Source organism: Pseudomonas sp. VMV1 (assembly GCF_056790235.1).
Window position 1 is genome coordinate 1 of the sequence record NZ_JBXGSE010000021.1, and the last position, 10,634, is coordinate 10,634.

The 10,634-nt window shown below is 61.7% G+C and carries 14 protein-coding genes; 6 read left to right on the forward strand and 8 right to left on the reverse strand.

The window, feature by feature from the left end; all coding sequences use genetic code 11:
• Positions 1–58 precede the first annotated feature (58 nt).
• On the forward strand, positions 59–442 hold the full coding sequence (locus ACUCV0_RS23695) for a histone-like nucleoid-structuring protein, MvaT/MvaU family (protein ID WP_482213892.1): 384 nt from the start codon (positions 59–61) through the stop codon (positions 440–442).
• Between the two features lie 576 nt (positions 443–1,018).
• Here ACUCV0_RS23695 and ACUCV0_RS23700 read toward each other — a convergent pair.
• Positions 1,019–1,864 (reverse strand): hypothetical protein, encoded by an 846-nt coding sequence (locus ACUCV0_RS23700; protein WP_482213893.1) that lies wholly within the window; start codon positions 1,862–1,864, stop codon positions 1,019–1,021.
• A gap of 273 nt (positions 1,865–2,137) precedes the next feature.
• Here ACUCV0_RS23700 and ACUCV0_RS23705 point away from each other — a divergent pair, with 273 nt between their 5' ends.
• The 3 genes from ACUCV0_RS23705 (at position 2,138) to ACUCV0_RS23715 (ending at position 4,347) form a co-directional block, all read left to right on the forward strand.
• A complete protein-coding gene (locus tag ACUCV0_RS23705; protein ID WP_482213894.1) occupies positions 2,138–2,656 on the forward strand; it encodes a hypothetical protein in 519 nt (172 codons plus the stop codon).
• 70 nt (positions 2,657–2,726) lie between these two features.
• On the forward strand, positions 2,727–3,974 hold the full coding sequence (locus tag ACUCV0_RS23710) for a DNA methyltransferase (RefSeq protein WP_482213895.1): 1,248 nt from the start codon (positions 2,727–2,729) through the stop codon (positions 3,972–3,974).
• 85 nt (positions 3,975–4,059) lie between these two features.
• Entirely contained in the window at positions 4,060–4,347 is a 288-nt protein-coding gene (locus tag ACUCV0_RS23715) for a hypothetical protein (RefSeq protein ID WP_158893823.1), read from the forward strand.
• A 6-nt stretch (positions 4,348–4,353) separates the two neighbouring features.
• Here ACUCV0_RS23715 and ACUCV0_RS23720 read toward each other — a convergent pair whose 3' ends face one another.
• On the reverse strand, positions 4,354–4,662 hold the full coding sequence (locus ACUCV0_RS23720; RefSeq protein WP_482213896.1) for a hypothetical protein: 309 nt from the start codon (positions 4,660–4,662) through the stop codon (positions 4,354–4,356).
• A 98-nt stretch (positions 4,663–4,760) separates the two neighbouring features.
• On the opposite strand from ACUCV0_RS23720, the gene ACUCV0_RS23725 reads away from it, so the two are divergent.
• On the forward strand, positions 4,761–5,039 hold the full coding sequence (locus ACUCV0_RS23725; RefSeq protein WP_158893827.1) for a hypothetical protein: 279 nt from the start codon (positions 4,761–4,763) through the stop codon (positions 5,037–5,039).
• An 8-nt stretch (positions 5,040–5,047) separates the two neighbouring features.
• Here ACUCV0_RS23725 and ACUCV0_RS23730 read toward each other — a convergent pair whose 3' ends face one another.
• The 5 genes from ACUCV0_RS23730 to ACUCV0_RS23750 form a co-directional block, all read right to left on the reverse strand.
• Positions 5,048–5,416, reverse strand: a complete 369-nt coding sequence (locus ACUCV0_RS23730; protein WP_158893829.1) for a response regulator — start codon at positions 5,414–5,416, stop codon at positions 5,048–5,050.
• Positions 5,417–5,556: 140 nt separating this feature from the next.
• Positions 5,557–5,871 (reverse strand): hypothetical protein, encoded by a 315-nt coding sequence (locus tag ACUCV0_RS23735; protein ID WP_158893831.1) that lies wholly within the window; start codon positions 5,869–5,871, stop codon positions 5,557–5,559.
• Positions 5,843–7,327 carry a helicase HerA domain-containing protein gene (locus ACUCV0_RS23740; RefSeq protein ID WP_158893833.1) on the reverse strand — a complete coding sequence of 495 codons (1,485 nt, stop codon included), beginning with the start codon at positions 7,325–7,327 and terminating at the stop codon, positions 5,843–5,845. Before ACUCV0_RS23740 ends, ACUCV0_RS23735 begins: the two co-directional genes overlap by 29 nt.
• Positions 7,327–8,106 (reverse strand): hypothetical protein, encoded by a 780-nt coding sequence (locus ACUCV0_RS23745; protein ID WP_158893835.1) that lies wholly within the window; start codon positions 8,104–8,106, stop codon positions 7,327–7,329. Before ACUCV0_RS23745 ends, ACUCV0_RS23740 begins: the two co-directional genes overlap by 1 nt.
• Before the next feature lie 100 nt (positions 8,107–8,206).
• Positions 8,207–9,271: a helix-turn-helix domain-containing protein gene (locus ACUCV0_RS23750; RefSeq protein WP_158893838.1), complete on the reverse strand. Its 1,065-nt coding sequence runs from the start codon at positions 9,269–9,271 to the stop codon at positions 8,207–8,209.
• A gap of 165 nt (positions 9,272–9,436) precedes the next feature.
• On the opposite strand from ACUCV0_RS23750, the gene ACUCV0_RS23755 reads away from it, so the two are divergent.
• Positions 9,437–9,592 carry a hypothetical protein gene (locus ACUCV0_RS23755; protein ID WP_178118439.1) on the forward strand — a complete coding sequence of 52 codons (156 nt, stop codon included), beginning with the start codon at positions 9,437–9,439 and terminating at the stop codon, positions 9,590–9,592.
• Between the two features lie 312 nt (positions 9,593–9,904).
• Here ACUCV0_RS23755 and ACUCV0_RS23760 read toward each other — a convergent pair whose 3' ends face one another.
• On the reverse strand, positions 9,905–10,537 hold the full coding sequence (locus ACUCV0_RS23760) for a glutathione S-transferase family protein (protein ID WP_482213897.1): 633 nt from the start codon (positions 10,535–10,537) through the stop codon (positions 9,905–9,907).
• Positions 10,538–10,634: the final 97 nt, after the last annotated feature.

Consider the following 10,634-nt stretch of genomic DNA (forward strand, 5'->3'; position numbering starts at 1 on the left):
TCATAAATAGGTGAAAAGGCTATAACGGCAGCCACCGTCTAATCTTGAGGAGATCACGATGTCCCTGATCCAAGAATACCGCCAGACCGAAGCTGCAATCGAAGAACTGAAGCAGCGTCTTGAGCAGCTGAACACCGACGAACGTCTGCAGAAAGAACTCGATTTCGAGAAGAAACTGCGAGCTCTACTGGGCGAACATAACAAGTCGCTGCGCGACGTCATTGCAATTCTGGACCCCAACGCCGGCTCTGCCTCCGGCAGCAAGTCCAAGAGCAACTCGGGCGCCGCCCCGCAACAGCGCCGGGCGCGTACGCTCAAGCGCTATAAGCACCCCGAAACTGGTGAAGTCATCGAAACTAAGGGTGGCAACCACAAGCTTCTGAAAGCCTGGAAGTCCGAGCACGGTGCCGATACCGTCGAAGGCTGGCTCCAGAGCGAGTAATCACGCGGACCCACGCCGGCGGGCCTTGTGCGGCACCGCCGGCGCTGTCATTATCGGCGCTCTTGATCCAACCCCTATGGCTTGGATGCTTCACCAGCTGCTTCGCAGCACCCTCCCCCTCGTTTGGCTCTCCTGGGCCATCTGACCCGCTGTAAGAATCTTTCATCCAGCTCGGTTGCCGATCACTCAGCTGATCCTTGGCCGAATTGTCGTGCGCGCATCAAATGCCCACACCCCCGGTTTCATACGTCCAGAAGGCGGCCACTGCCATAAGTGCTGGGAGCTCTACTTCGGTAGAGGTCCTGTCGCATAGCGAAAGAATCTTTCGCTATGCGACGGTGGGGCCAGCAGACGGTGCCCCGGGTGATCTTTACCTACAAAACAGCTGCAGTTGCAGAGATGGTGCGAGGGTTCGCTACATCCGGTCAGGAGCTCCTGTCGGAACGGGCAAACCCGCCTCCACCCTGCACTGCAGGGCCCAGGCGACTGGCGCATCAGGCTCCAACACTGGTTCGCGAAAGCGGAGCAGCAAAAACCCGGCTCATGGCCGGGTTTTTTTTCGCGCGCAGTAAGGCGCTATCGCGATTGAGGGTCGGTGGTGTCCCGCGCAGCTACGGCGATCAGGCAGCAGTAGAACAGCCAGCCGCCTATGCTCACCAGCAGCAGCGCGACGCCAACCCAGTTGCTGGTGGCATCGAGCGCTCTTGCCGTTGCCTGCAGAGTCACGCCACACAGCGTGAGCAGCCGCATTGGGCCGAGCACCAGCTTCTGCGATTTGTGGAGCTGCGCCTGAACGGCCCGCGCGGAAGACCATGTCTCTCGGCCGGCCATGACCGCAGCCACCAGGTACGGCTCGAGCCGGCCGCCCATGATGACGAAGAGCGGCATCAGGCTGAGCTGCTGTTCCACCGCGGTGGTGTAGAGCATCACGAGCAGCGGCCGCTTCTCTGCGCTGAAGAGGTCCAGCGGCAAGGTGGTGAGGGGCAGCGCCCCGCGCTTCCAGGCGCCGATATCGGAGCCAAGCATCGCCAGGACCGCCAAGGCGTTGAGCGCAATGCCGATGACCAGGGCGAGCGGCGCCGCTACCCGGAAGAAGTTTCGCCACGGTGACCCAGTGGCCACGGCCCTGCGCAAGACGGGGCGGTCCCCGAGCATCCCTGCACGCCGAAGCGCGAGCGCCAGCACCAGCACCAGCACCAGCACCAGGAAGATCAACGGCGAGCACAGGCTGGCCAAGTGAAACGCCGCTTTACCCAAGACGAGCAGAATGCTCACCGTCGTGAATGCTGCCAGCAGCGTCAATGCGACAAAGGCGGGTAGCACCTGCACGAACAACGGGACAGCCAGCTTGATCCATCGCGGCCAATCCGACCACCGCGGCGTATGGGACGCCACGCTCTCTTCCATCGTTGCTGCTTCCATATCCTCTCTTCCACCCAGGTGCTGCGCTTCTCGCGCGGGGTCATGGGTAGCTTATCGATCCGCAGCCAATTGCAACCTGACTCGTCAGAGCGCCGATCGCGCCGCCGGTTCCTTCGGCGCTCCGCCGCAATTGGCCAAAGGGAAGGCAACCTAGTCAAGCCGGCGCCTAGGGTCAACAGCCCCCCTCGAACCGGTCCCGCAAGCGGCATGAATGGCCGTTTGCGTTTACCGCGGCTCTTGGATGCTGAGCAGGTTCAACTTGAGGAATCTGCTATGCACAGAAATGATCACGCGCTGCAGCTCGTCGTCACCAGCGAGCCAACCACTCAGGAGCTCTACAGCCTCCTCGGTCGCTACTGCCTACCGTTCGAGGACCTGGTGCTGACCAATATGCGCCAAGTGCTGGGATCCGGGTACCGCAATGGCGCCTATCAGCTTCGCCGCTACTTCAACGGAGCTTTCGCCCTGGTGCTGCCCGTCGAGGGCGTGCTTGTGACGGCAACCCTGGGCCAGGTCGAAGAATCCCTTTCGCTCGAAGCTGCCAGCTACCTGTGCTCACTACTGGCGCTGTCGCAGCTGATCACCGTCGCGCACAGCCGCAACGACCACGACGACCACTCCCGGCTCCATTACCTCTACTACGGATTGCTGGAGGTCCTGAAGGCCGACCCGACGTTCGCTGCGACCGCGACCGCGCCGCACCATCGTCCGCTGACCGATGAGGAGGCTCGCGTCAGCGGATCGCTCGCGCCGTTCGCCCACCAGCCGGCTCTTGAGCGCCTGCTGGATTAGGCCACGCCCTTGCATTTGCGGTACGCCTGGAAAGATGAGGCATATCACCCAACCTTGAGCAGTCCTTACCATGGTCCAATCTCCACAGCTCGACCTCTTCCCTCTCGTCGAAGCGGCCTTCCGGAATTGCCCGGATCGGCCACTGGCCAACGCGGAGCTCTATCGCCTCGTCGGCGCCGCCGCAGGGCTTCAGGACCGGGAGGTTCACGCCAAGCAGCCAATTGGCGCGGCCGGTCAGCCCCGCAGCCCCGTCACACGCGAGATTCGCTGGCATCAGCAGACCCTCAAGGCCTGCGGCATCCTCGAGCGCGTTCCGCATGAGCGGGGCGTGTGGCAGCTGACCGAAAAGGCAAAGCGCGGGATGCATCGAGCGGCGCCGCAGGTCACGTTGCTGGGGTTCAGCACGTCGCTGGCGCTGGCACTGTTCGGCCATTCGCCCCAGGCGCTGCAGGGACTGGAAGAGCGCATCGACCTGGTGCTGACCTCTCCACCCTATCCCCTGCAGCAACCACGGGGATACGGTAATCCGAAGGCGAGCGAATTCACCGACTTCATCTGTCGCACGATCGAGCCCTTGCTGGGCAACCTTGCCAGCACCGGTAGCCTGGTCCTGAACCTGTCCAACGACATCTTCCTTCACCGGTCGCCAGCGCGGTCGACGTACCTGGAGCGCCTCGTCATCGCCTTGGAAGATCGCCTTGGCCTGCACCTGATGGATCGACTGGTGTGGGAGAACCGCAGCAAGGCACCTGGTCCCCTCCAGTGGGCGAGCCTCAGTCGGCAACAGCTCAACGTCGCCTGGGAGCCTTGCTACTGGTTCTCGCCTGATCCGCTTCGATGCAAAGCGAACAACCGGCGGGTCCTGGTACCGCATTCTGATCGGCAAGCCAGGCTCATCGCGGCCGGGGGCGAGACGCGCCAGACCTCCTATGGCAACGGCGCCTACCGCCTGCGCCCGGGTAGCTTCGCGGCGCCCACAGAAGGTGCCATACCGAAGAACGTGCTGCAGATTGGCCACAGCTGTAGACGCAGCCGTGAGCACCGGAAGGCGTTGGTCGAAGCCGGGCTACCGGCGCACAGCGCGCCCTTCCCCTTCGCCTTGGCAGATTTCCTCATACGGTGGCTGACCGAGGTGGACGACCTGGTAGTGGATCTCTTCGCCGGCCGCATGATGGTCGGGCGCGCGGCGGAAGAAGCCGGGCGACGCTGGATCTGTGTCGAGAACATCCTCGAGCATGTGCTGGGCGCAGCGGCGCTCTTTCGCGGGTTCGACGGGCTCTGGATCAACCCTGCGCTCCAGCCTACATCGCAGCATTGAACGCCCGGCGACGGGTCGAACTCAGGATTTTTGAAGACCAGCTCTCGCTACCCTGCTGCTGTCGATCAAACCGGAGCTCGGCAGCATGCACCTTCTCCAGCGAATCACCCAGGGCACCACAAGCGGGACGCTCCTCACCGTCGGCTTTTGCGGCGCCATCAGCATCGCCTTTTCCGCCGGGCCGTTGAGCCGATCGCTGTCCGGTAGCAACACCGCCGACGGCTGCCCGCTGGCAGTAGATCGCGCGGCAAACTCCCAGCAGCTCGACGCCCACAGCCTGGCAGCTGCGCACCCGAACCTGCTCAACGAGCGCCCGGCCTCGCCGGACTGGCTCGATCACTCCTTGGCGGCTCTCTACTGCCACGCCAAGTAGCTCAGCTCAGGCGTGCTCTGGCCGCCTATGACTCTCATCAATCCTGGCTCGAACCGCGCCTGCTATGCGCCGCCGAAGCTTCTGCTTGCGCTTGAGGTACTCGGCCCGGCACTGGGCGAACCACTCGCTGGCCAGGCGGGCGAGATGTCGATGCTGTGGCGCGGTAATCGAACCAACATCGAGCAAGGCCAGGATATATCCTTCCAGCTGCCCATAGAAGCGAACCAGGTGGCCAAGGCCCATGACGGCCATCTGCTCGATCAGCGCGACCCAGCGCAGCCGCGCTTGGTGGGGAAGAAAACCAAGGTCTGCCATAACGCCTCCTTAAGGTCATCGTACTACTGTAGACCGTCTCGGTTCGGCCGCCATCCCGGTAGTAGGCGTCATCACCGCATAAATAAGGGCCCGCCGGCATGACGTTCTCTCCGGAGCAGCACATCCAGTTTTTGCTTGCCGTGATCGCCCAGGCGAAGCGGTTGCACGCCGACTCGTCCGACGGACACGATATGGATTGGCCTGAGCTTGACGATCTGCAGCAGCAGGCGTGGGCGTGGAGCGCCTGTCAGAGCCTGGGTCACCCTCTTCAGCGTTGGCGCGCGGCGATTAGCGCGACACGACAGCCAGGCCAGACGGTGAAGCAGCTGCTGTCGACCATCCGCAGCACTGAGTCCGCCGGCGAGTTCGCCGGGTAGCGATCAGCTTAATCCGCGCGCTGCTGGCGAGCCTGGACGTTGCGACACAGCGTGGTCAGCTGACCAAACGACCAGGGCTTAGGAAGAAACGATGCGCTGGGAAGCCCCGGTGCGACTGGCACATGACCCGACGATACAACGATCGAAGCGGTTGGCCAGCGCGCCATCACCTGCTTGGCCAGGGCCAACCCATCCATGGATCCAGGCATTCGCACATCGGTGAACAGGAGATCCGGTGCTTGCCCCGCTGTCTGGAGGTACCTCCAGGCATCGTCCGCCGTCGCGAAGGCAGTGACGTCCAGGCCTTCGGATTCGAATATCTCCGTCAGCATCTCCACGAGAAGCGGCTCATCTTCAGCAATCACTACCAGGCACATTGCGGCCACCGATCAAGGAACGCTTGCATCACCAGATGCGGACAGCGCGGCGTTCGTTCGGCTAATCCGATGAAGGGATAGCTAATCCAAACTGCATCGCCAATAGTGCGGAGTAGACGGCCTTATCGCTTATCGCGCGCTTAATTCACCAGCGGCGTGCGGCGCACCTGCGGCTCCGGTGCAGCATCTGGCGCAGCACTGCGGCATAACGCGTGGCCAGCCTCATCTGAGATGGCCACGAGCTGCGGGACCTTTTGGCCTGGCCGTACCCCCCACAAGCAGCCCCGGGCGTCCTGCAGCACAGCGCCGCGGCCGATCGGGATGGCCACGGCCTCCAGGCGGTCGAGCAGGGGAAGTTGGTCTGGCGTTTCGGCCGCAACCGCCTTGACCAGCGGCAAACTGGCGATCACGGCCAGCAGCAGCCCCTTAAGCAATCGTGCACCAGAACCAGTCATTCTGGGTCTCCCCTTTCATCTTCAGCTGAACCAACATGGTCTTTGTCGGGGTCACCCAGGCCAGGGCATCCTCGCGCAAACGAAGCTTGGTGGCGCTCTGGCGCCAGTACATCTCATCGATGCCGAGGACGATCTTGGTCGCGACCGATGCGACGAAATCCTCCGGAAAATGCGTTGGGCTTTGCGAGGCGGCCACGAGCATCAGGCCGAACTTGCGAGCCTCCTTGGCAATGCGGTTGATCGGGCTCTCGGGGTCGTCGTCGGCGTAGATGTGCGCCTCATCGAGGATCACCACGTCGACAATGTGGTCTTGCTCGCCGCGCTCCACCGCCGCAAGGAACAGCTCTTCCAGCCGGAAGAGGACAATCAGCTTGCGCTCCTCCATGGATAGGGCGTGGATATTGTAGCGCCACACCGGATTGGTGCGGTCGAACGGCGGAATCCCCGACTTGAAGATGCCGATCGCCTCGAGGTTCTGCAGCCGATCAACCACGGACTTCAGCACGTCGGTACTGTCGTAGCGCATCAGGCTGTCGAGCTCTTTGCCGGTGGTGATCGCATCAATGTAGGCGGTATAGCCGTCGATGGCCTTGCGCTTGCTCTTGTCGAGCTCCGTCTTCTCCGCTTCCTCGTCGAACTGGCTTTGGCCTTTACGCAGGGCCTGGATCACCTTCTTGCGGTGGCCCTGGGCGGCGCGGTTGGCCACCTCCAGATAGGTAACGGCCTCGGCGCCGGAGCCCAGAAAGGATTGCTGCAGGATGTTCTGCGCCAGGCGCAGCGCATCGCGGATACTTGGATGAGTGCGCGCCATCAGTTTGGGTGGCCAGCGGGTGATTGCCCCGTGGTACTCGTTTTGCGGTATCCACCAGCTGTAGAGGGGCGCCCCTGACCAGCGCGCGCCCAACGCTTTTGCCTCGTCTTTCTCGCCCTTCAGCACGTCGAGGAACAGCCGATCGTCATTGCCATCGGTCATGACCACCGCGGCGCCCTCCTCCACAACCCAGGTACTCGGATCCTCCTGCCGGAACCCGTACTGGGCGTAGACATCGTTGAGCACGTTGCGCAGGCAAGCCTCCTGCTTGGGCCCCATTTGGCGCATGCTGCGATTCATGGTGGTGAGGAAGGATTGCACGCGCTTTCGCACGCCGCCGAAGTGTGGATCGGGATTTACCCGCAGTGGATTGAGGCCGTAATTGGTGCGCTCGGAAAAACGGACCTCCGATGCCCCAGGAATCGAAAGATCGCCGTGCACGTCGAAGATGTGGACCCGGGGAATGTGCCCACCGCATGACTGCAGCATGTGGCTGATCATCTTGCGCAGGGTGTAGGTCTTGCCGGAGCCAGACATCCCCACCAGGAGCGTGTGTCCATTCACCAGCTTGTGGCTATCCCACATGACCGGGATCTGACGATTTTTCTTCTGCTCCGCCGCATCTATACCAAAGATGATCTGCATCAGGACGCCTTGTCACCGCGGTTAGGTCGGGCTTCTCCGCCAGCAAGCGGCTGTGATGTCCGCATTAGATCCTGACGCGAAGCAGCGCGAAGGGCATTATCCTTCGCAGCGCTCTTTCTCCGGCCAGCGGCGAGCCCGAGGAGTACCAGGCTCACCGCGCCCACCGGTAGACCGTAGGTAAGGCGCCCTGTCCAGAAAGAGGTAACGGCATCGACGAGAAAAATTGCTCCCAGCAGAGCGAGCGTTGCCGGGCTGGGCAAATGTCGCTTCCAGCCCAAGCTATCGCGGTGCGCCACTTCCAGAGCCGCCAGCGTCCGGACGCACTTCGGCGTGGTCTGCCGCAGATTCGACTTGTCCAGCGTCTCATTGATGAGCTCGAGTACCTGGTAGGCGTGACTGTCCGACTCGCCAGCGATGTGGCCTTTGACATGGGCGTAGCGTAGATGGCCAACGCGATAAAGACCTTCCGCTTTGGATCGGACGCGCTCCATGTGTGCCGCGAGAAAATCCATCTCTTCATCCAGCCGTAGCGAGCCCCTCGCCATGCGCTGGACTAGAGCCTCAGCGTCAGGTATCCCAAGCTGAGTTAGCGAGCAGGCGAGTTCACCCAAATCAGCAACTTCGCTGATTGCAAGATAGCCGTCTGCATAGGGCGCAGTACTGAGCCGTAGCAGCCGGCGATGCATCTGCTTTGGGGATAGCTCGCTTTCAATCGGACACCACGGAAAGGGGTCGATACCTGCGCGCGATAGCGCGGCAAATACAGCATCTGTGTTCATGGACTGAGCTCCTTGGAGAAGCCCAGCATGGCGAAAGGGACTGCCGTTTCGAGCCGAGTTCACTCCCACAGCGGGAGCGAACCTCGCTCATTCACTGCCCCTACGTACCGTTCCTGCCTTGCCCCAGCAGCGCAATGGCGAAGCTAGGCACAGCTCGCCCGCAGATCCGTACATCCAGCTTCCTGCCAGCCTCGCCGATTAATCCCAGGTGTATCCCGCCTTCAACGGCCATAACCTTCGCCGCCGGCTGAGCGGTCTTATCGCTGCATGAAAGCGGTACCGGATCAGCTGTATAGGTCATCTCTACGCGAGAGGCGATGTCAGGGTCGGAGCGTACGTCTAGGAGATGAGCCTTAGTCTCGGACGGGAGTGAGGTGAACAGCACCTCGGTCACCTCAAAGCGTATGCGCAAAATCCAGCGCTCATCCTGCGCCCGTCGACGAATTGCAGTGAATCGCCCATGCAGTCCAGGCAAGCCGACCAAGTCTCGCAGCGGGAGCCAAAGGCCGGTGCCTAGACTTAAGCGAGCCGCTTCCGGAACCTGCCGTTCGTGGTGCTCACTACCGGCAGTGTCACTGCCGAACGCTCGCCCATCAAAGCCGTATCGCTCCGGCCAGAGCTCGTGGGGTGACACGCCCAGGCATCGCGCGATGAGTGATTGCAGACCAACATGTGGCGAGCGGCCGAGGCTATCGAAGACCTTTCGCGTCACACCGGCATGATGGGCAAGGTGCTCGAGAACGAACTGTCGCCGTTGCAGCCTTGCCTTGATCCAACGAAGCCGTCCTGGCTCATTGCGAGGACAGTCCTGCAAAGGCTGCGGGCGCGTCTCCCATTGGGCGACATGCATGCCGAAGCCCTCCATACCGGCCTGTGCCGCTGTGGCGCCGCTCAGCTGTTCGAGCAGCGCATCGAAGGCCTGCTGTACAACCTCCGACCACTGTACGCCATAACGCTCCGGGAAGAGCGCTTCCACGGCCACCTGAAGCGTTTCGGCGATAACCGCTTCTGCAGCAGGAAAGGAGCGCCGTGCGGCGGTCCGCAGGTTCGATAACTGATTGCTATCCGCGAGCTGCGTCAGATTGGTTCCGCGCTGAGTGAGCGCCCGCCGGATGGCAGGCCATCGTCTCTCCAATCGATTCGCTTCAAACCACTGGTTCGTCATATCTACCACCTCTGTTAGAGTAGATCGACGCTCCCACGAGTTTTCAAAATGCAAGTCCGCACTCCAGATACCGGGCTAGAGGCGTTAGAGCTTCGCTTACCGCGCTTGTGACTTGCGTATTTCAAAAGGCTGACAGGTTAGGCATTTCTCAGCAGGTTGCCGACCATGTCCACACCTTTCACCTGGCACATCGCGTTCCATTCCGGCTTTACCGCCGATAGCGACCTGCAAGCCGCACTCGACGTCGGGATAGCGATTGGAGTAGTCGCTGATCGCGTGACACTCTGGCTACGTGAAAACCTGCTTCCTTGGCTTGGCTAAGAATACCGCGCAACTGGCCACACTGCTTGTACTATGGAGTGTGCGGATGGTGCGCCGGCAAACATTACCTGCAGTGGGAGAGGGACGCCCGTCAGGACAAAAAACGCTTTGCCTTAGTTATCCAATTATCAGTAGCTGACAATCGGGCTTTTCGGCGCATTTGTGCCGTCCAGTTCCAGCTGAGGAGCAACTTGATCAGAGTTTCCCTTAGAGCGCAAAGATCATAGCTCGTAACCCAATACCTCCCGCCTAACGTCTGAGTCAATCGCAACACGAAAAGAACTGCGAACTCTGTGCCGAGGGCTTTATCCGTTACGAGGCCGCTACCTCACCCGGCATCAGTTCATAGGGCGGCTTCCAGCCCGGCAAGGCGCGCAGGCGGGCCTTCCAGGCTTCGATATGGTTAAACGTCTTCAGCGCAATCCCGGTGTCCTCCGGCATGAACACGTATCCGGCTAGCGACAGATCGGCGATAGTCGGTCGCTCGCCGAGCATGAACGACCTGTCAGCCAGGTGCGCATCGACGATGCCATAGGCCGCGACCGCACGCTCGCGGAGGAATCCGGTAACCGGCGTCTCGCCGCTCTGCTTGAGGCCGTAGAGGAAGCGCAGGGTGGCGTAGTACGAGGTGAACTTGTGGTTGTCGAAGAGCATCCAGCGCCAGATCTCGCGCCGCTCCTCCTCGTCCCGTGCCCCGAAGCGGCCGGTGTGCCCAGCCAAGTATTCGAGGATAAGCGCCGATTGGGTGAGCCGCCTCCCGGCGTGCTCCAGCACCGGAACCTCGCCTTGGTCGTTGACCGCGTCGCGCCAGTCCTGCTGGCGCGTCTGGCCACTGAAAAAGTCGACGAAAACCGCCTCCCAGTCCTGACGTGTCAGCTCAAGCATCAGCGCGACCTTGTAGGCGTTCCCGGAATCGGCAAAGCAATGCAACCTGAACTCTGACATGACGCTCCTTCCTTGCCCCCGGAAACAGGGCTAACCCGTGAATGATGACGGGCACTCGGAGAAAAACATGTCAGTGCGGCAGGGGTCAATCTGCCAT